This window comes from Alphaproteobacteria bacterium (assembly GCA_030739735.1).
Taxonomy (GTDB): Bacteria; Pseudomonadota; Alphaproteobacteria; order UBA7887; family UBA7887; genus UBA7887.
In genome coordinates this window covers 59792-77945 of the sequence record JASLYQ010000008.1, presented here as the reverse complement: position 1 = coordinate 77945, position 18154 = coordinate 59792, and the positions used below count along the sequence as shown (strand labels likewise).

Here is an 18154-nt window from a genome sequence, read left to right as displayed (position 1 = left end):
TTGCGTGGACTATAGCCGAGACGAGGTTGCAAAACAGGTCAGTCGGCTGAGGTGAGCAAGGCTTCGACACTGATCGGCACATTACGCCGTACCGCACCCGAGTCACCAAGCGACGGCATCAGCTCACCATCGAGTAGGATTTGCAGACCACCGGCATTGCCCGTGGTCAGTCGGGCTTGGGCACCGTTCGGAACCAGATAGGTGTCGCCCGCTTTGAGAATGCGCGAGAGCAGAAGGTCGTTGCCGTCGCCTTGTACCTGCACCCAAGTATCTGCAGCGGCGCGCAGCACGACCCGCGCACCAGCGTTACCCTGGCCATAAACCTTTGCCGTAGTCTCAGTGACGGGCGCCGCAGGAGGAGGCGGTGTCAAGATCAGGGTCGGCGCATCCGGTACATCGGCCAGAGCACCGGTGATGGGCTGGGCAGTGCCCGGCTCCTCAATCGCATCGGCTGCATCCCGGCCATCGTTGACGGCCTCCGATGCTGGCGTGACCTCAGTCTCCGTGCCTACGGTCGCGGCGGTGATGGCTTCCGTCTCGATCAACGCGGCGTCTTCTTCTGCCAAGGGACCGGAGGGCACTTCCTCGGCCGGCGCTGATGCGAGATCAGCAATGGCTGTGGCCGTGGTTGCCTGCTCGGTGGCCACCGAATCGCTCGGTAGCGCGACACTGGGGTCGACCATTTCCGGCTCTTCTGCACCTTCCACGGTAGCGAATTTGTCGGGCACTTCCGGAACAGTCTTGAGGGACAAGTCATCCAGCGATTGCCAGTAGTACCAACCTCCATAAACCACCACTGCCAATAGCAACGCCACACTGAACAGCCCCAGTTGTGGGCGCCAGCTTTGCGGCGGGACCGCAGGAAATCTCAGTTCCGTGCTAGGGCTGATATCTGTGGTCTCGTCGCGAAAACGATCAACTACAGGTTCTGAGTCAAGCCCCAAATACTCGCTATATGCGCGTAGAAAGCCAACAGCATAGACCCGCCCAGGTAATTGGTTGAACTCGCCGGTCTCAATCGCCTCCAGATAAGGGCGGCGGATCCGCAAGGCCGTCGCAACATCCGCCAGCTCCGTTCCACGGTCCAAGCGTGCATCCCGCAGTTCGGAGCCAATGCCCGCATACGCACCCCCGTCCGGATCGCGGTACCGTGCCAGTTCGATCGGCTCATTTTGCGTCAACGGCTCGCCCTTTCGAACGCTGCTCTTGCAGCCACACCATGCGCAAGTCGTCGGTCAACTTGCCTAGCTCCCCGCATCACCCTTTCTAAAACAAATTTGATCTACCTTCAATTAGGCAAGTGTGATTTGCACGATTTTTTGAACGTTGAGCAGTGAAAACTAGTCATACAATATCGTTAACACTAATGAATTAACCGATCCTGGTATCATGATTCTTGGCAAAGGCCGAGAGGTTGTCGCATAGGTTTACCTTGGCACGCTCGCAGAGCGTGCCAAGACGGTCGGCCGAGGGCGCCACGGCGCCATCGACAAATTGCGGTTTTCAGAGCCGATTAGCGCCATGGCGTCAAGCGGCTGTCCGGCATCCTCGCCGCAAACTGTAAGGGGTACTTCGGCCTCGTGCCAGGCTTGCCATAGATTTCCTATCGAATTAAGTGCCGGTCACGTTAAAATTTCGTAACCCCTTAAGGGTCTAGTGTTTTCATGGCTGTTGGCAAAAAGAAATTACACTAAATTACTAGTTTTAGCAGAAAGTATATCAACTTTAGATTGTAGATTTGGCAGTTGCCAGAGCAAAGCGAATACCTCCAACATAGCGCCTATATGCAAGTCCCGAGGCCGTATCTCGCCCACTCTCAGGGCTATCTCGCGCCCGTGCCGTAGCATGTCGCGAGCGTGGCAAAACTGTCCACGGGTCAAGACCATGAGGTGCCTGGGTATCGTTGAGGCTCAAACAAAGAGCGGCCGCTGGCGGCAACGTGGCCGACTAGGCCTTCGTTGACCTGCAGGCGTGTGTTGTGCACCGCGTTCGGGTTGAGGCCTTGGTTGGCGAACAGCTCCAGGACCTATCCAGTGCGCAAGAGGTAGCAGGAGCAGACTTCAGCCACCATGTTCGCGGTGGATCAGCCGCATCACCGCGTCGAGCTGTGCCTGGACGCCGCCACGGCCGGCCATTACGTGGCGTAGCTGCCGCCGCCGGGGACCGCTGAGCGACGCGCGTATCGGCTCAGGTCGCCGGGTTGCGCCGGGCCAAGGCGCGAGCCGCCTGAGCCACGAGCTCCGCGATGACCTTGGCCAGGGGTTGCTCGCTGCGTACCATGCCGACACTCTGGCCAACCATCACCGAGCCGTTATCCACGTCCCCGTCGATTATCGCCCGGCGCAACGCCCCAACCCAGAAATGCTCAATTTCGAGCTGTGCCGCTTTCTGATCCAACTCACCTGCCTCGACCTTGGCGATGACCGTGCGCTGGACGTCAAGAAAGCGGTCACTTGCCGCGTTGGCCAGGGCGCGCACCGGAACGACCGGAAAGCGTGGGTCGAGCTGGCTCGAGACCTGAGCGTCGCGCGCCTGCGCCCGTAGAAGGCGTTTCTTGAAATCAGGATGGGCAATCGATTCCTCAGCACAAACGAAGCGCGTGCCGAGTTGACAGCCGCTGGCGCCCATCTCGAGATAGGCGGCAACCGCTTCACCATGGCCGATACCGCCGGCCACGAAGACCGGCACGTCGTCGATCTCGGGCAGAATCTCCTGGGCTAGGACGCTGGTCGAGACCGGGCCTATATGGCCGCCCGCCTCCATGCCTTCTATGATCAGGGCATCGGCGCCGGAGCGCATCAGCTTGTGCGCAAACGTAAGGGTCGGCGCGAAACACAGCACCTTTGCACCACCAGCCTTGATGCGGGCGATCTGGGTGGTGCGCGGTAGGCCGCCGGCAAGCACCACATGACCCACGGTTTTGGCCAGACAGACATCGATCAGCGCGTCGAGATCGGGATGCATGGTGATCAGATTGACGCCGAAAGGCTTGTCGGTTAGCGCCGCCGTTGCGGCGATTTCAGTGCACAGCATGTCAGGATCCATGGAGCCGCAGGCGATGATTCCGAAACCGCCCGCATTGGAAATGGCCGACACCAGATTGCGTTCCGAGACCCACGACATAGCGCCACCGAGAATGGCGGTCGGCGTGCCGAGAAAGTCGCAACCGCGTGCCCAAAGACGCTGCAGCGTTTCTTCCCCGGCGGGATCAGTCGGCGTCGAGTCCATAGGCGGCATGCAGAGATCTGAGAGCCAATTCGGTATATTCCTCGGCGATCAGCACGCTGATTTTGATCTCCGAGGTGGAAATCACCTGGATGTTGATGCCTTTTTCCGACAGCGTCTCGAACATGGTCCGTGCGACGCCGGCATGGGTGCGCATGCCGACCCCGATCACCGATACCTTGACTACGTCTGAGTCTGACAGCAGCTCGTTGAAGCCCAGGGCCCCGCGCTCCTCGCCGAGAATTGCCAGCGCCCGTTCCAGGTCGGCTGTGCCGACCGTGAATGTGATATCGGCGCTCTCGCCGTCGTGCGATGCGCTTTGTACGATCATATCGACATTGACACCAGCGCCTGCAAGCGGGCCGAAAACCATGGCCGCCAGACCGGGTCGGTCGGCAATTTCGGTCAGGGTCACCTTAGACTCGTTGCGACTGTATGCGATGCCGCTGATGATGTCCTTTTCCACTATCTGATCCTCGTCCACCAGCAGGGTGCCCGGCAGGTCCTCGGAGCTCGACAGCACCTGCAGCGTAACGCGGTGGCGCATAGCGAGCTCGACGGCTCTCGTCTGCAGCACCTTGGCGCCCAGCGAGGCCATCTCGAGCATCTCCTCATAGGCGATATTATCAAGTTTACGGGCCTTCGTAACGATGCGCGGGTCGCTAGTATACACCCCGTCGACATCGGTGAAGATGTCGCAACGCTCAGCTCCGAGTGCCGCCGCAAGGGCGACGGCAGAGGCGTCCGAGCCGCCGCGACCAAGCGTTGTCAGGCGGTTGCTCGGACCCAGGCCCTGGAAGCCCGCCACCACAGCCACCTCGCCAGAATCGATGTGCGCGCCGATCTCTTCGGTATCGATCTCCTCGATGCGCGCCTTGCCGTGCACGTCGTCAGTGCGGATCGGAATCTGCCAGGCAAGCCAGGAGCGCGCAGGTACGCCGAGCTCCTGCAAGGCCAGCGCCATGAGACCGCAGGTCACCTGCTCGCCGCTGGAAACCACGACATCGTATTCGCGAGCGTCGTGCAACGGTGCCACGTTGGCGCACAGCTCGACTAGCCGATTGGTCTTTCCGGCCATGGCCGAGACGATCACGGCGATACGCTCGCCGCGTTCATAGGCGGTTTTGATACGCGTCGCGGCGTTGCGGATGCGCTCGACATTGCCGACCGACGTGCCGCCGAATTTTTGTACGACTCGTGTCATGATAGCTATTGTCATCTGTGGAATTGCGCCACACTTTGCCTGCGTAGTCGTGTGCAAGCGGCTCTTCATACGTTCCCCCAAGGAACCTAGCAAGCTGGGAAATACGGATGCCGGAGACGACTACCACGCTTGATGCCGACGAGGTCAGCCGCTTTGCCGCCTTGGCCGATAGCTGGTGGGAAGAAGGCGGGCCGATGGCGCTTCTGCACGTGCTCAATCCGCTGCGCATTGCCTTCGTCCGTGATGCCCTGGCAAGCGAGGCTGGGAGACGCCCGCTTGACGGCCTGCGCGTGCTCGATGTGGGCTGTGGCGGAGGGCTGCTCTGCGAGCCCCTGACGCGCCTTGGGGCGGAGGTCACGGGCCTTGATGCAGCTGAGCAAAGCATTGTGGTGGCACGCGCGCATGCCGCCGATGTTGGTCTCGACATTACTTACCGCCATGGAGACGTGACGGATCTTGCGTGCGAGACCTACGACGCTGTGCTAGCCATGGAAGTCATTGAGCATGTCGCCGATCTGCCCGCTTTCGTGGCGGCCGCGGCCGGCTGCGTAGCGCCAGGTGGAGTGCTTGTCCTGGCGACCCTGAATCGCACTCTCAAGGCGCTAGCGCTGGCTGTGGTGGGGGCGGAATATGTGCTCGGGTGGGTGCCCCGCGGCACCCACGACTGGCGCAAGTTCGTCCGCCCATCAGAACTGATCAGCCTGGCCTTGAGCGCCGGTCTGCAGATAGACCGGGTTACCGGGGTCGCCTATAATCCGCTCAGTGGCTCCTGGCGGCTGTCGGGCGACCTCAGCGTCAATTACATGCTAGCGGCTAGGCGCCCGACATCCGCCGCGGCGGCGTAGATCGAGAAGCTCGCCCGCACGGCGGCCATGGCACCCGCCATTTAAGCGTGCGCCGTGGTCAAGATGGGTCAACACAGAATCGAGAGTCCAATTGCCAGGCACGGTGGGGCCGAAGCGCTCGGCAACGAGTGTGTAGGGGATGGCGCTCAGCTATCCTGCCGCGGCAGCCACGGGATCATTGCCACGGAAACGCCTTCTTCCTTAAGCGCTTTGGCCTCGTCGAGCGTGGCATTGCCGTGGATATTGCGTGCTTCGGTCTCGCCGTAATGAATCTTGCGCGCTTCCTCAGGAAAGGCCGAGCCGACATGCTCGCTGTTCTTCTCAACCGCATCGCGGATCTCGCGCAGCTTCGACATGACCTCGGGCTGCGTGTAGGGCGTAGCGCACTCACCCTCCCGGGCGCGGCCGATAGCGGGCGCCATGGGTGCCTTGCTGACCTCGCTTTCGCCGCAGACCGGGCAGACGACTTCGCCCGCCGCCGCCTGCTCGTCGAATGCGGTGCTGTCGCGGAACCAGCCCTCAAAAACGTGCGACTTGGCGCATTTTACGTCATAGACGATCATGCTTCGCCCATAGCTCCATGCCGCAATCACGGCTTTCCTAGCGTTAGATGACATGCCTATGCCCAAAGAACAAGCCGCGCCATCGTTCTGGGTGGTCCGATTCGCGTCTTTGATTGTGCCCGGCGGGCCGGTCTTGGACCTCGCTTGCGGCAGCGGCCGGCACGCGGACGTGTTCCTTGAACGCGGTCATCCGGTCACCGCTGTCGACCGGGATATCTCGCGCCTGATGGCCCCGGCAACGGCCGTTACGGCTGACCTTGAGGCTGATCCCTGGCCTTTCGCCGGGGCGGCGTTTGCCGGTGTTGTCGTGACTAATTATCTGCATAGGCCGTTATTCCCCGAGATCATCGCTGCGCTGGCGCCCGGCGGCGTGCTGATCTACGAGACTTTCGCGGAAGGCAACGAACGCCATGGACGTCCGAGCAATCCGGATTTTCTGTTGCGCCATGGTGAGCTTCTGGAGATCGCTACGATGGGTGGCTTGCGCGTGTTTGCCTATGAAGACCTAGAAGTTAGTGGCCCCCAGCCAGCTTGCGTTCAGCGGCTTTGCGCCTGCCAGATTTCGCGCTAGGGCCGCGCGTGAGTTAGCGAGGGAAGCTCAATGACCCAGCCTGATTTCGATGCCATCGTCGTCGGCGCCGGCTTTGCCGGTCTTTACATGCTGCATCGCCTGCGCAGCCAGGGCTTGCGCGTGCGCGTGATCGAGGCCGCGAGCGACGTCGGTGGTACTTGGTATTGGAACCGTTATCCCGGCGCCCGCTGTGACGTCGAGAGCATGCAGTACTCCTATCAGTTCTCGGACGAATTGCAGCAAGAATGGGACTGGACGGAGCGTTATGCCACCCAGCCCGAAATTTTGCGCTATGCACAGTACGTGGCCGTCCGCTTCGACCTGTGCCTGGATATCACCTTCAAGACGCGGGTCGTGGCGGCGACGTTCGACGAGGCGGCGACGATTTGGCGCCTCGAGACTGATATGGGCGAGACGCTTTCGGCGCGCTTCTGCATCATGGCGACGGGCTGCCTGTCGGTGCCCAGCATTCCCGATATCGAGGGCGTAGACAGCTTTGTTGGGAATACCTACCACACTGGTTTGTGGCCGCACGAAGAGGTAGATTTTTCAGGCCAGCAGGTCGGTGTGATCGGCACTGGCTCGTCAGGGATTCAGGCAATTCCGATCATTGCCGAGGAAGCCGAGCATTTGTTCGTCTTTCAACGGTCCGCGCACTATACGGTCCCGGCACATAATGCGCCGCTGGCTCCCGAAGCCCAGCGCGAAGTCAAAGCCAGATACGGCGAAATTCGGGAGTGTGCACGAAGCCTACCGAGCGGCGTGCTGTTCCCGCTAAACAACACCTCTGCCATGGTGACCAGTGCTGAGGATCGGCAGCAGGAATACGAGAAACGCTGGCGCACCGGCGGTGTCGGTTTCCTCGGTGCCTTCAACGATTTGATGTTTGATGCCGAGGCCAACGAGACAGCGGCTTCGTTCGTGCGCGAAAAGGTGCGCGAGACGCTGCATGATCCTGACGTGGCGGAATTGTTGATGCCGCACGGCGTTATTGGCTGCCGACGGCTTTGTGTTGATACCGGGTTCCACGCCACTTTCAATCGGGACAATGTCACGCTGGTGAATGTTCGTGAGACGCCTATTGAGCGCATCTACACCGATGGTATGGTGGTTGGCACTAAGATCTACGCGCTTGATGCCATCGTCTTTGCAACCGGCTTCGATGCGATGACTGGCGCCTTGCTAAAAATCGATATTCGCGGAAGTGGTGGCTGCAGCTTGCGCGACAAATGGGCCGAGGGACCCCGCGCCTATCTCGGCCTGACGTTGGCGGGTTTTCCCAACCTTTTCACCATCACGGGGCCGGGCAGCCCGTCCGTCTTCACCAACATGATCCCGTCGATAGAGCAGCATGTGGTGTGGATTGCCGATTGCATCGCGCATTTGCGTGAGAACGGTTTTTCCCGTATCGAGGCGACAGAGGATGCTGAGGATGCCTGGATTGCCCATGTAGCCGATGTCGCCAGCCATCATCTGCGCGCCTCTTGCGGCTCCTGGTACCTAGGTGCCAACATCCCCGGCAAGCCGCGCGTCTTCATGCCCTATATCGGCGGCTTTCCCACATACGTGCAGAAATGCGATGAGATCGTCGCCAAGGGCTATGTAGGCTTTGCGTTGAGCGCTTGAGGCGCTATTCGGGCTTGCGGAAGCGCAGCGTCATGCGGTCGGATTCGCCTATTGCCAGGTAGGTCTCGCGGCTTTCGCGGCCTTTGCCGTTGCTTGGTGGCAGACGCCAGACGCGATCTTCCTCGGTTGGCCGATCGAGCGGGTTGGTATTCAGCTCCGAACTCTCCTCCAGGATCAGTCCGGCGGCTTCGAAAGCTGCGACGACACGCGAGGTCTTGAGGTAGCCATTATCGCCGTTCGCCCATTCATCCGACGCGCTTTCCGGCGCTCGATGCTGCACAATGCCGACCACACCGTCCGGCTTGAGCAGGTCCCGCGCTTCTGCCGCTGCGCGATCGAGGGTTGCTGGATCGTAGCGGTTGAGGTGGTGTAGCGAGCGGATGAAGAGCACGTGGTCAAACGTGCCGTAGAGCGTCTCCGGTGCCTCTGTGACGGTGAGCGTGCCGATTGTGGGCGGCGCCTCGGCATAGCCTGCGGACTGGGCCGGGAAAGTCTCGGGCCAAGCCTCCATTTTTTCACGCAGGTCTTCCCAGCGGTCGCCGAAGATGCGCTGGAAAAGCGCGTGGGTGTAGTTGGCGCCGTAGAGCACGCCGTTCTGCCCGAGATAGGGCACCAGGATGCGTGTATACCAGGCGCGCCGGCCGGGCAGTGTCTCGACCACTCTCATGCCCGGCTCCAGCCCAAAAAAAGCCAAGGTCTCAGCCGGGTGGCGGTATTGATCCCGCGCCATGTCCTCGGCCGGACGCGAGTCGAGAATGGATTGCAGGCTTTCACCCGCTTGCGCTGTCCCCAAGGCGATTATGAGCGGTACGGCAAGGATTACGAGTGAGCGCATGTTTTCATCTCCGCGGCAAAGGCGTTGACCGTGGGCTGCAGCTCTCTGACATAGGTCAGTGCCTCGGCAAAGCGACCGGAAAGCCCCCTCATGCGGCCGCTCCCGATTCGGCATCGACTCTCACCAGTATCTTGAGTTTGGCCGATGCAGCCCTCCTGGATCAGGTCGCCACGGGCCAAGCCCGGTGCGCGATAGCGCTCGGCGATTTTGATCGCCAGCCTGAGATGGCTGGCGACGAGTCGCTGTGTCGCTTCCCGATCGCCGCGCGCGGCACGTCTGGCCAGCACGTGCCCTTCCTCTCGCGATAGCATGGGATGGCGGCGCGCGGTACGAATCAAAGCGCCGGCGGCATCGCGGGCAAATCTCTTACTCATAAAAACAAGCATTGCAGGCGTCGGCACCAAGTCAATATCCTATTCGCCTCAAAGGACAGGAAAGGTTGTTATGGCCTGTAAGATCAATATCTCCGGACGGGTGGCGGAAGCGGCCCTAGCGCTGGTGGCGAGGCGGAAGTGGCGCGATGTCACGCTCGCCAATATCGCCGGCGGGGGCGACCTGACATTGGCGCAAGTGCTTGGCACGGCCGGGAGCAAGACCGAGACCCTATCAGGATTTGCCCGGCATATCGTTGTCGAGGTTGCCAAAGGCACCGATCTTGCTGACCTCGCGCAGTCGGCGCGCGAGTGTCTGGCCGGCGCCGAGAGGCTGATGCAACGCTGTTGCCTGGTACCCAAGGAAAAGGCCGCATGAGTGACGTGCAGGACTGGGCGCGCGCTCTCAGCGAGCAGGCTTTGTGTGGCGGCGAGGCGCCGCAGCCGGTGCGTGAGGCCATCGACGCCATCCTCGCCACCACGCCAGATGCGGCCGCCATCCAGCTCGAGACAGCGCGCGCCGCATTCGCGGTCGCGCTAGCCACTCTCAAAGCGGAAATGACGGGCTAGCGCGCGGCGCTCACTTGGCGCAGGCAGGAGTATCGAGAAACTGCTGGCAGCTCTCACACCACTGCTGGAGATGGAGTTGACCCCAAATGATCTGCTCGCGATAAATGAAGGTCTCTCGCTCAACGTCTCGAAGAAACGACTCGCCGAACAGGCGGTTGCTCAAGCCGCCTCCCAGACTTTTGCGGGTAAAGGCAGGCCGACGAGGGCGGCGGCATCGAGTGGGCGGTTCGGGGCGATGCCGAGGCTTTCCAGCATCATCGCAAGCTGGCGCGTATGTTGGGCCGAATGCCAGGTGGTGCGTTCCAGCACCACGTGCAAGCTATGCTCGCCAAAATAGGTGGCGAGCGTTCGCGCTGCATCGCAGTCTGCCTCGCCCTCCCACCATGCCGCGAGACGTGCTCCGATGTCTGCACCATAAACTGCGATATCGGCTATCGATGCCAGGTGCTTCGGCGCCGATGCGTCGAGCGCCTCATAAGTCAGCGTGGTACCGGTCTGGCAGGCGAGAAAGACCTCGGGGATCTGAAAGATGTGGTAGGCGAGACCGTGTAGGCTGCGGTCGCGCCCGGGCAGGCCGTCGTCGCGTCTGTTCTCCGGCACTTGACCTGCAAGCCGGCAGGCAGTCTCCAGGATCAGGCTGAGACGCGTTACCAGCGCCGCCGGTGCGAGCCTGGGTCCGTCTGCCGCACCGAGGCCGAGGAATTCGCTGACCGTACCGAGAACTTGAGCGAAGACGTAGTGTTCACCTTGCGCCACCACCGGTACGCTGCGCAGGCCGAGCCGCGCCAACTCGTCCCAGCCGGCCTCTTCAGCGGCGACGTTCACAGAGATGAAATCAATGCCGTTCGCGTCAAGAAATTCCTTCACCCGCAGGCAGCTGGTGCAGCCCGGTTGCCAGTAGACCTTGACGGGTTCTGCCATCTCTCAGACGTCGCCAGCAGAGATCGTCGCCCCGCCGTCGATGATGATGGTCTGGCCGGTAACGAAGCTGCCTGCCTTCGAGGCCAAGAATACCGCGGCGCCGGCTACTTCCTCGGGCTCGCCGATGCGCTTGAGGGGATAGTTCGAGGTGGCCCGGGCATAGGTCTTGGGATTCTCCCACAGCGCGCGAGCAAAATCGGTGCGAATGATCGCCGGGTTTAGGCAGTTGGTGCGAATATTCTGCGGCCCCCACTCGACCGCTAGGTTGCGCGCCAGCGAGGCATCGGCGGCCTTCGAAAGACCATAGGCGCCGAGAACGGCGGAGCCTATGAAGGCTGCCACAGAAGAAACGATGATGACGGTGCCGCCAGCGCGCTCTGCCATTTGTGGAATTACCATGTTGCATAGCCAAACATTGCTGCGCACATTGGAATTCATGATCTTGTCGTAAGCCTCGTCACTGATACCGCTGATAGGTCCGTAATAGGGATTGACAGCGGCATTGCAGACGAGGCTGTCGATCTTGCCCCATTTCTCTATGGTGCCGTCAACTAGCGCCTGTAATTGGTCCTTATAGGAGATGTTGCAGGGAATAGCGATGGCCTCACCGCCATCCTTGTTGACCTCTGCCGCCACCGCGTCACAGGCATCTATCTTGCGACTGGAGATGACCACCTTAGCACCGGCACTGGCCATGGCTTCGGCGATCGCCTTGCCGATGCCGCGGGTTGAGCCGGTGATGACGGCAACCTGGCCAGAGAGATCGAATAGTTTGCTGCTGTTTATCATGCCTTTTCCCTTGTCTAGCTCAGGGACGCCGCCGCGAAGCGGTCGAGATGGTGGTCGGTGTTGCCAAACATGGCGTCGATCATGCTCACGCGCTTGAAATAGTGGCCGACCTTGAGCTCGTCTGTCATGCCCATGCCGCCATGCATCTGGATTGCCTCCTGGCCGACATGGCGGCCGCGCGTGCCGATGCCGACCTTGGCGGCGGAGACGGCGCGTGCGCGTGCTTGCACATCCTGGTCGAGCGAGAGCGTTGCCATCAGGGTCAGCGAGCGCGCTTCTTCGCAGTTTCCCATCATTTCGACCGAGCGGTGCTGCAGGACCTGAAACGTGCCGATCGGCACGCCGAACTGCTTGCGCATCTGCAAGTATTCGAGAGTAGTTTCGCGCAGCACATCCATGGCACCAACGGCCTCGGCACAGACGGCTGCGGTGGCGCGGTCGATCACGGATTCGATGACGGGTAGGGCGCTACCATCTTCGCCCAACAACTCACCTGCAACGTTATCCAGCATCACTTCCGCGGCGCGCAGCCCGTCGATGGTGCGATAGGGGCGCAAAGTAAGGCCGTCGGCTTCGGCCACCACGACGTAGAGCGAGATACCCGCTTCGCTGCGGGCCGAGACGACGAGCTTATCGGCTGTCACGGCGCCGTGCACCACGGCCTTGTGACCGCTGAGACGACCACCCTCAGCGCGGGTCTCAACATGGGCGAGGTCGTAGCGTGCGCCCGGCTCGGCATGGGCGAAAGCCCACAGAGCCTCGCCGGCGATGATCTCGCCGAGCAACTGTTCCTTCTGCGCCGCCGAGCCGGCCTCGACAATGGCGCGTCCAGCTAGGACCACGGTGGGCAGATAGGGCTCGAGAGCCAGCGCGCGGCCTAGCTGCTCCATCACGATCATCACTTCGATCGGCCCGCCGCTGATGCCGCCGTCCTCTTCCGCGAAGGGGATGCCGAGTAAGCCCAGGCTAGCATAACTCTGCCAGATATCGCGGCTGAAGCCGTCCTCGGAATCGGTCAGCTTTCGACGAGTGTCGAAGTTGTACTCGTTGCGCGTGAAGCGCTCCAGCGTGTCCTTGAGGAGTTGCTGGTCGTCGCTCAGTCTCAGGTCCATGACACGTTCCTAGAGACCGAGAACCATCTTGGCGATGATCCCCTTTTGAATTTCGTTAGAGCCGCCATAGATCGAGGCCTTGCGCCAGTTGAAATAGCGCGGCGCCACGGCGGCGGCATAGTCAGGGCCCACAGGCTCTTCGTTCCAGCCGCTGGTGAGCGCCTCCGGAACGAAAGGTTGGGCATAGGTGCCAACCGCCTCAAGGGTGAGTTCGGTGAGGCGCTGCTGCACTTCGGTGCCCTGGATCTTGAGCAGATTTGCCTCCGGTCCCGGTTGCGCGCCCGCTTCCTCGCTGGACAGCGTGCGCAGCTCAGTAAACTCAAGCGCCATTAGGCGGATCTCCAGATCCGCGATCTTGTCGCGGAAGCGCACGTTCTCGATCAGCGGCGCGCCGTTCACTTTTTCGGCGCGCGCGATCGCCTTGAGCCTGGCGAGGCGGTTCTTCGATCGCCCGACATCGGCGATGCCGGCGCGCTCGTGGCTGAGCAGGAACTTGGCGTAGGTCCAGCCTTTGTTCTCCTCGCCGATCAGGTTCTCGGCAGGTACCCGCACGTCGTCGAAGAAGACGTCGTTGACTTCGTGACCGCCGTCCATGGTGATGATCGGGCGCACGGTGATGCCGGGGTCGTCCATGTCGACGAGCAGAAACGAGATGCCCTCCTGCGGCTTGCATTCTGTGTCCGTGCGCACCAGGCAGAAGATGTGGTCAGCCCAATGCGCGGTCGTCGTCCAAGTCTTCTGGCCGTTGACCACGTAATGATCGCCGTCGCTCACGGCGCGGGTGCGCAGGCTTGCGAGGTCGGAGCCAGCGCCGGGCTCGGAATAGCCCTGACACCAGAAATGCTCGCCGCTTAAAATGCGCGGCAGGTAGTAGTCCTTTTGCGTCGGGTTGCCGAATGTGTAGATCACCGGTCCTACCATGCTGACGCCGAAGGGCATCACCCGCGGTGCCGAGACGGCGGCACATTCCTCGCCGAAGATGTAACGCTGGATCGGTGTCCACCCGGTGCCGCCATATTCCTTGGGCCAAGCTGGCGCCACCCAGCCCTTGTCATAGAGGATGGAATGCCAGCGCACGAAGTCCTCGCGCGACGGGCCAATATCGTTCTCGCCTTTCTCGCGGATGTCGGCGGGCAGGTTATTTTTGACGAAATCCCTGACCTCGTTGCGAAACGCCAATTCGGCGCCGGTGAATTCGATCTCCATGGCGGCTGGCCCCTCGGGCATAATTTCTGTCGCGGCGCGCATTATAGGGGGAAACGCGAGCGGGGAAACCGGCTCCACGCGGGACGCGACGATGTTCTAAAGTAGCGGCAAACAAGGAAGGGGCGTGCGATGAAGCGAAGCGATGAGAGATTCCTGGTCACGCATATGGGTAGTCTGCCGCGCGGGCCTGTGCTGACCGAGATGCTGTTGGAGCAAGATAAGGGCGGCTGGCCTGATCCCACCGCTTTCCAGGCTGCGGTTGACGAGGCCACGCACGCCGTGGTTACAGCGCAAGCCAAAGTAGGCATCGATGTTGCCAATGACGGCGAGATGCCGCGTATCTCGTTTTCGACCTATGTGGCGCGGCGCATGCACGGCTATGGTGGCGCCTCTGATCGCCCCATCACCCTGGATATGAAAAACTTCCCCATCTGGCGGCAATGGGTGGCGGATCACAACCTGCGCCGGGCGAGGCTGTGGGACGCGCCCCAGGCGCAAGGAGAGATCGCCTATGACGGCGAGGCGCAGCTGGCTCAGGAATGCAATGCCTTCGAGCGCGCGTTGGGCGTGCACGAGGGCGCGTTCGCGGAGACTTTCATGACCGCGGCCTCGCCCGGCATCGTCGCGACCACCATGCTCAACGCTCATTACGACAGCCACGACGCCTATCTCACAGCGCTTAGCTGTGAACTGAAGAAGGAATACGACGCCATCGTCGCGCGCGGCTATTTGCTGCAGATTGATGCGCCCGACCTCGCCATGGAGCGCGCCACTTTCTTCCAGGGGCACACCCTGGCCGAGTTCCAGGGCTTCGTCGCGCGCCACATCGCCGCCATTAACGAAGCCACGGGCGATATCCCGCGCGAAAAAATCCGTTTGCACGCCTGCTGGGGCAACCGCAACAGCCCACATGTGCACGATGTCGCCTGTGCCGACGTGCTGCCGCTAATGGCGGAAGCGCGTGTCGGTGCGATATGCCTGCCTTTCGCCAATCCGCGCCATGCGCACGAGGTCGAGGTGCTGTCCACATCTGGCCTGCCGCCGGACATGCTCGTCATTCCTGGGTTGATCGACACCACCACCAACTATGTCGAGCATCCCGAATGGGTCGCGGAGCGGCTCGAGCGCGTTGTCGCGGCTGTGGGCGATCGTGAGCGTGTGTTGGCTGGCACCGATTGCGGCTTCAGCACGCTCGCTGGTGATGCCTTCGTAGCCGAGGATGTGGTATGGGCAAAGCTTGCTGCACTGAGCGAAGGCGCCGCGATAGCCAGCAAACGGATGTGGGGACGGGTATGAAGGACCAACAGGCGAGCGAGTTTTTCGGTGACCGGGCCGAGGCGTACGAGGATTTCATCCCGCGTCTGGTGCCGTTCTATCACGAGATAAACCAGCTCATGCTCGACCTCATCCCATACCCTAAGGACGCGGCGTTGAGCGCGCTCGACGTCGGCACGGGCACGGGTGTGGTTGCTGGCTGCGTGCTCGACGCCTTCCCGAATTCCACCGTGCTGGCTATCGACCTCTCACCCGAGATGCTGGAGGAATGTAGCGCCAACCTGGCGCAGTTCGGCGAGCGTGTGACAGTGTGCGAGGGCCGCTTCCCTGCAGCCGAGATCGACCCGGGTTACGACGTGGTGGTCTCGAGCCTGGCGCTGCACCACCTCAGCCACGAGGACAAGCGCAAGAGCTTCGCCAAGATCTTCGTTGCACTCAACCCCGGCGGCATCTTCCTGTTGCGCGACGTCATCCTGGGGCCGACGTTAACGCTCGACAAGCGCTACCAGGATATCTGGCAGAACACTGCCGCCTCATACGGCTACGACGACATGAGTTGGTTCAAAGAGCACCTGGAGCAGGACAACCCCGCGCCCGTGCCGGATCAACTCGACTGGCTGCGCACGATCGGCTTCGAAGAAGTCTCGTGCCACTGGCAATACCTGACCATGGCGTTGTTCGGGGGGCAGAAGCCGGAGTAAGGGGGCTATTCGCAGGCTGGCTGCGGATTCTCGGCGGCGAGGTCGCTCTCGCGCTCGATGTACCAGTGCTCACGGCCGGGTGCGCCGGTGGATTCACCAACCTTCCATTCGCCGCTGAGCAGGGCGTAGTTATCGGGGTCGCCGTCTATGAGAAACATACCAAGGATGATCTGCGAGCCCATACGGTAGCGGATCTCGAGCACCGGAATCTCGTCGGCCGTGATGCTGCCGAGGCGAGCGGTACCGTTGATGCGCTCGCCGTTGACGCAGCGCGCGAAGACTAGGCGACAGCCGGCGGCCCTGAGCGTCGCGGCTCCGGCGTACGGCGCGCCAAAATGGGGTTCGCGGCCGATCAGCGAATACGAGCCGGCAAGAAAGTCCGCGAGGTCTTCTTCGGCTTTGTCGCAAGCCATGGCTTCACCGGTCAGCGCAAACAGGACGATGAACGTGGCGAGAAGGTAGTGCATAGTCCGAGACTAGCCTGTGCCGGGTGCATTGAACAAGCATGCGCTGGCACATAGACTCATCGCAAAATCGTGGAGGCGGCGATGCTCGACCGGCGACAGTTTCTCGGTGTTGGGGCGTTGGCCCTCGGGGCCCCCGCGCCGCGGCCGGCTGCAGCCGCTGCGCGCACGGTTACTCTGGGTGCGACTGGGCTCGAGGTTTCGAACATCGGCTTCGGCTCCAGCCTCTCGGCGGATCCCGAGCTGATCAGCTACGCTCTCCATCGTGGCGTCACATATTTCGACACTGCCGAAAGCTATCGCTTCGGCGCGGCCGAGTCCGCTATGGGCAAGGGTCTGTGGGGCATGCGTGACCGCGTTGTGCTGGCGTCCAAGACCAAGGCCGGCGCGCGCGCTGTCCAAGCCGATATGATGACAGCTCTCGAACGCAGTCTGCGCCGTCTCGGCACCGATTACCTCGACATTTATTTTCTGCATTCTGTCAACGACGTCGAGCGACTGCGTAACCCGGAATGGCACGCTTTCACCGAGCGCGCTAAGAAACAGGGAAAGATCCGCTTTTGTGGGATGTCGGGACACGGCTCGTCACTGACCGAGTGTCTGAACTATGCCATCGACAACGATCTCGCCGATGTTGTGCTCGCCGCCTATACCTTTGCACAAGATCCGGACTTCGTCGCCCAGGTGCGCCACGCCCTGCACTACGTCTCGATCCAGCCCGAGCTGCCGCGCGTGTTGGAGAAGGCGAAGGCGAAGGGCGTCGGCGTGGTCGCCATGAAGGTCCTGATGGGCGCGCGGCTCAATGATATGCGGCCTTTCGAGCGCACCGGTGGTACCTATGCCCAGGCTGCGTTTCGCTGGGTGCTGTCGAGCCCGCGCGTCGATTCCTTGATCGTGTCGATGACTAGCCGGGCGCTAATCGACGAATATATGGCGGCGTCCGGCGAACAGGCGCTGCGCCCCGGTGACTTTGGTTTGCTGGCACACTATGCGGCATTACAGGAAGACCGCTACTGTCGCCCCGGCTGCGGCGCTTGCTCGCAAGCCTGTCCGGCGGGCGTCCCTATCACCGAGGTGCTGCGTACGCGCATGTACGCTACCGATTACGGTGACGAGGTCCGGGCACGCACGGACTATGCGGCGCTCGGCGAAGGCGCTGGACCTTGCGCGACATGTACCCACAAGGTCTGCCATGGCGCCTGCCCGCACGGTCTCGACATCGCTGCGCTTACGCTCGATGCCTACTACCGCTTGGCCACGTGATCCGCTTCATCGCGCATTTTCTGATCCTGCTGGCGGCCTGGACCGTGACAGTCAAGTTCGCCTTTCCAGTGGCTTATGCGCTGGCCGAAGGCGTTGGCGTGGCGACCTATGTCTGGTGGGATTTCTGGTGGGTCGCCCACTTGTGGCTGGCCTGGGCACTGTTCGCGCAGCCGCGCTACACGATCGCCTTGGCGCTCGGCATGTCGATTGCCGAGATCGTCATCGTGGTGGTCAAGCTGGCGTTATTTCTCGATGCGCCCGAGTGGACGATCTGGACCACCAACTGGTTCATCAACAAGCTCTTCGTGCTTGCCTGCTTCGTCCTGCTGTTGGGCTATCTCGGCCTGCGTCGGTTCCGTCCAAGGCAAGCCTAGGGCCTGCCAACCGGTAGCGCCCTCCGAGATCACAGCGACACCGGCATAGCCGTCCGCCAGCCACGCTGCCGCGATTTTTCTTGCGTGCGTGCCGGTCTGACTGAGCAGAAAGATGGGCGTACTGTGGTTGACAGGTCTGGCATCGCTGTGTGAGGGCACCTTGTTGAGCTCGCGCAGGTCCGGGGAGCCTATCGAGCCCAGATCAACCAAGATGGAGTCGGGGTCGTCGGCGAGCATGT

General features: G+C 61.7%; 21 protein-coding genes. 9 read left to right on the top strand and 12 right to left on the bottom strand.

Annotated features, from left to right (window positions below; genetic code table 11):
• Positions 1–38: 38 nt before the first annotated feature.
• The 3 genes from QF629_05975 to QF629_05965 all read right to left on the bottom strand — a co-directional run bounded on the left by QF629_05975 (position 39) and on the right by QF629_05965 (position 4429).
• On the bottom strand, positions 39–1181 hold the full coding sequence (locus QF629_05975; GenBank protein ID MDP6013077.1) for a DUF4115 domain-containing protein: 1143 nt from the start codon (positions 1179–1181) through the stop codon (positions 39–41).
• 1006 nt (positions 1182–2187) lie between these two features.
• Entirely contained in the window at positions 2188–3237 is a 1050-nt protein-coding gene (locus tag QF629_05970) for a nitronate monooxygenase (GenBank protein MDP6013076.1), read from the bottom strand.
• Entirely contained in the window at positions 3209–4429 is a 1221-nt protein-coding gene (locus QF629_05965; GenBank protein ID MDP6013075.1) for an aspartate kinase, read from the bottom strand. The genes QF629_05970 and QF629_05965 overlap by 29 nt, the downstream gene beginning before the upstream one ends.
• Positions 4430–4536: 107 nt before the next feature.
• On the opposite strand from QF629_05965, the gene ubiG reads away from it, so the two are divergent.
• Positions 4537–5274 carry a bifunctional 2-polyprenyl-6-hydroxyphenol methylase/3-demethylubiquinol 3-O-methyltransferase UbiG gene (gene ubiG / locus QF629_05960; protein ID MDP6013074.1) on the top strand — a complete coding sequence of 246 codons (738 nt, stop codon included), beginning with the start codon at positions 4537–4539 and terminating at the stop codon, positions 5272–5274.
• A gap of 146 nt (positions 5275–5420) precedes the next feature.
• On the opposite strand, the gene QF629_05955 is transcribed toward ubiG, so the two are convergent.
• Positions 5421–5837, bottom strand: coding sequence for a DUF1178 family protein (locus tag QF629_05955; GenBank protein MDP6013073.1), 417 nt, complete (start codon positions 5835–5837; stop codon positions 5421–5423).
• A gap of 52 nt (positions 5838–5889) precedes the next feature.
• On the opposite strand from QF629_05955, the gene QF629_05950 reads away from it, so the two are divergent.
• Both QF629_05950 and QF629_05945 read left to right on the top strand, forming a co-directional pair.
• The gene (locus QF629_05950; GenBank protein ID MDP6013072.1) at positions 5890–6408 is read left to right on the top strand and encodes a class I SAM-dependent methyltransferase; all 519 of its coding nucleotides are present in this window, start codon (positions 5890–5892) and stop codon (positions 6406–6408) included.
• A 30-nt stretch (positions 6409–6438) separates the two neighbouring features.
• Positions 6439–8034: an NAD(P)/FAD-dependent oxidoreductase gene (locus tag QF629_05945; protein ID MDP6013071.1), complete on the top strand. Its 1596-nt coding sequence runs from the start codon at positions 6439–6441 to the stop codon at positions 8032–8034.
• A 4-nt stretch (positions 8035–8038) separates the two neighbouring features.
• On the opposite strand, the gene QF629_05940 is transcribed toward QF629_05945, so the two are convergent.
• Together QF629_05940 and QF629_05935 are read right to left on the bottom strand one after the other, a co-directional pair.
• Entirely contained in the window at positions 8039–8869 is an 831-nt protein-coding gene (locus tag QF629_05940) for a methyltransferase (protein ID MDP6013070.1), read from the bottom strand.
• Positions 8854–9243, bottom strand: a complete 390-nt coding sequence (locus QF629_05935; protein MDP6013069.1) for a hypothetical protein — start codon at positions 9241–9243, stop codon at positions 8854–8856. Before QF629_05935 ends, QF629_05940 begins: the two co-directional genes overlap by 16 nt.
• 70 nt (positions 9244–9313) lie before the next feature.
• Between QF629_05935 and QF629_05930 the strand changes: the two genes are divergently transcribed.
• Together QF629_05930 and QF629_05925 are read left to right on the top strand one after the other, a co-directional pair.
• Positions 9314–9619 carry a hypothetical protein gene (locus QF629_05930; protein MDP6013068.1) on the top strand — a complete coding sequence of 102 codons (306 nt, stop codon included), beginning with the start codon at positions 9314–9316 and terminating at the stop codon, positions 9617–9619.
• Positions 9616–9810, top strand: a complete 195-nt coding sequence (locus QF629_05925) for a hypothetical protein (GenBank protein ID MDP6013067.1) — start codon at positions 9616–9618, stop codon at positions 9808–9810. The genes QF629_05930 and QF629_05925 overlap by 4 nt, the downstream gene beginning before the upstream one ends.
• A gap of 10 nt (positions 9811–9820) precedes the next feature.
• Here QF629_05925 and QF629_05920 read toward each other — a convergent pair whose 3' ends face one another.
• From QF629_05920 to QF629_05900, 5 genes are read right to left on the bottom strand one after another with little or no spacing between them, the layout of a single operon-like run.
• Positions 9821–9973 (bottom strand): hypothetical protein, encoded by a 153-nt coding sequence (locus tag QF629_05920; protein MDP6013066.1) that lies wholly within the window; start codon positions 9971–9973, stop codon positions 9821–9823.
• Positions 9970–10731, bottom strand: coding sequence for a glutaredoxin domain-containing protein (locus QF629_05915; GenBank protein ID MDP6013065.1), 762 nt, complete (start codon positions 10729–10731; stop codon positions 9970–9972). Before QF629_05915 ends, QF629_05920 begins: the two co-directional genes overlap by 4 nt.
• Before the next feature lie 3 nt (positions 10732–10734).
• Positions 10735–11520: an SDR family oxidoreductase gene (locus tag QF629_05910; GenBank protein MDP6013064.1), complete on the bottom strand. Its 786-nt coding sequence runs from the start codon at positions 11518–11520 to the stop codon at positions 10735–10737.
• A gap of 14 nt (positions 11521–11534) precedes the next feature.
• On the bottom strand, positions 11535–12632 hold the full coding sequence (locus QF629_05905) for an acyl-CoA dehydrogenase family protein (protein ID MDP6013063.1): 1098 nt from the start codon (positions 12630–12632) through the stop codon (positions 11535–11537).
• A gap of 9 nt (positions 12633–12641) precedes the next feature.
• Entirely contained in the window at positions 12642–13838 is a 1197-nt protein-coding gene (locus tag QF629_05900) for an acyl-CoA dehydrogenase family protein (protein MDP6013062.1), read from the bottom strand.
• A gap of 129 nt (positions 13839–13967) precedes the next feature.
• Here QF629_05900 and QF629_05895 point away from each other — a divergent pair, with 129 nt between their 5' ends.
• On the top strand, positions 13968–15134 hold the full coding sequence (locus QF629_05895; protein MDP6013061.1) for a methionine synthase: 1167 nt from the start codon (positions 13968–13970) through the stop codon (positions 15132–15134).
• Positions 15131–15814 carry a methyltransferase domain-containing protein gene (locus QF629_05890; protein MDP6013060.1) on the top strand — a complete coding sequence of 228 codons (684 nt, stop codon included), beginning with the start codon at positions 15131–15133 and terminating at the stop codon, positions 15812–15814. The genes QF629_05895 and QF629_05890 overlap by 4 nt, the downstream gene beginning before the upstream one ends.
• Positions 15815–15819: 5 nt before the next feature.
• On the opposite strand, the gene QF629_05885 is transcribed toward QF629_05890, so the two are convergent.
• Positions 15820–16281 carry a hypothetical protein gene (locus QF629_05885; protein MDP6013059.1) on the bottom strand — a complete coding sequence of 154 codons (462 nt, stop codon included), beginning with the start codon at positions 16279–16281 and terminating at the stop codon, positions 15820–15822.
• 81 nt (positions 16282–16362) lie between these two features.
• Here QF629_05885 and QF629_05880 point away from each other — a divergent pair, with 81 nt between their 5' ends.
• Positions 16363–17541 carry an aldo/keto reductase gene (locus QF629_05880; GenBank protein MDP6013058.1) on the top strand — a complete coding sequence of 393 codons (1179 nt, stop codon included), beginning with the start codon at positions 16363–16365 and terminating at the stop codon, positions 17539–17541.
• Positions 17538–17915, top strand: a complete 378-nt coding sequence (locus QF629_05875) for a hypothetical protein (protein MDP6013057.1) — start codon at positions 17538–17540, stop codon at positions 17913–17915. Before QF629_05880 ends, QF629_05875 begins: the two co-directional genes overlap by 4 nt.
• Positions 17916–18154 lie beyond the last annotated feature (239 nt).

Coding starts and splice junctions, on each gene's coding strand:
- QF629_05910 (MDP6013064.1), bottom strand. CDS start 11,520: ATGATAAACAGCAGCAAACTATTCGATCTCTCTGGCCAGGTTGCCGTC.
- QF629_05880 (MDP6013058.1), top strand. CDS start 16,363: ATGCTCGACCGGCGACAGTTTCTCGGTGTTGGGGCGTTGGCCCTCGGG.
- QF629_05935 (MDP6013069.1), bottom strand. CDS start 9,243: ATGAGTAAGAGATTTGCCCGCGATGCCGCCGGCGCTTTGATTCGTACC.
- QF629_05950 (MDP6013072.1), top strand. CDS start 5,890: ATGCCTATGCCCAAAGAACAAGCCGCGCCATCGTTCTGGGTGGTCCGA.
- QF629_05915 (MDP6013065.1), bottom strand. CDS start 10,731: ATGGCAGAACCCGTCAAGGTCTACTGGCAACCGGGCTGCACCAGCTGC.
- QF629_05900 (MDP6013062.1), bottom strand. CDS start 13,838: ATGGAGATCGAATTCACCGGCGCCGAATTGGCGTTTCGCAACGAGGTC.
- QF629_05970 (MDP6013076.1), bottom strand. CDS start 3,237: ATGCCGCCTATGGACTCGACGCCGACTGATCCCGCCGGGGAAGAAACG.
- QF629_05965 (MDP6013075.1), bottom strand. CDS start 4,429: ATGACACGAGTCGTACAAAAATTCGGCGGCACGTCGGTCGGCAATGTC.
- QF629_05940 (MDP6013070.1), bottom strand. CDS start 8,869: ATGCGCTCACTCGTAATCCTTGCCGTACCGCTCATAATCGCCTTGGGG.
- QF629_05895 (MDP6013061.1), top strand. CDS start 13,968: ATGAAGCGAAGCGATGAGAGATTCCTGGTCACGCATATGGGTAGTCTG.
- QF629_05885 (MDP6013059.1), bottom strand. CDS start 16,281: ATGCACTACCTTCTCGCCACGTTCATCGTCCTGTTTGCGCTGACCGGT.
- QF629_05945 (MDP6013071.1), top strand. CDS start 6,439: ATGACCCAGCCTGATTTCGATGCCATCGTCGTCGGCGCCGGCTTTGCC.
- QF629_05890 (MDP6013060.1), top strand. CDS start 15,131: ATGAAGGACCAACAGGCGAGCGAGTTTTTCGGTGACCGGGCCGAGGCG.
- QF629_05930 (MDP6013068.1), top strand. CDS start 9,314: ATGGCCTGTAAGATCAATATCTCCGGACGGGTGGCGGAAGCGGCCCTA.
- ubiG (MDP6013074.1), top strand. CDS start 4,537: ATGCCGGAGACGACTACCACGCTTGATGCCGACGAGGTCAGCCGCTTT.
- QF629_05925 (MDP6013067.1), top strand. CDS start 9,616: ATGAGTGACGTGCAGGACTGGGCGCGCGCTCTCAGCGAGCAGGCTTTG.
- QF629_05905 (MDP6013063.1), bottom strand. CDS start 12,632: ATGGACCTGAGACTGAGCGACGACCAGCAACTCCTCAAGGACACGCTG.
- QF629_05955 (MDP6013073.1), bottom strand. CDS start 5,837: ATGATCGTCTATGACGTAAAATGCGCCAAGTCGCACGTTTTTGAGGGC.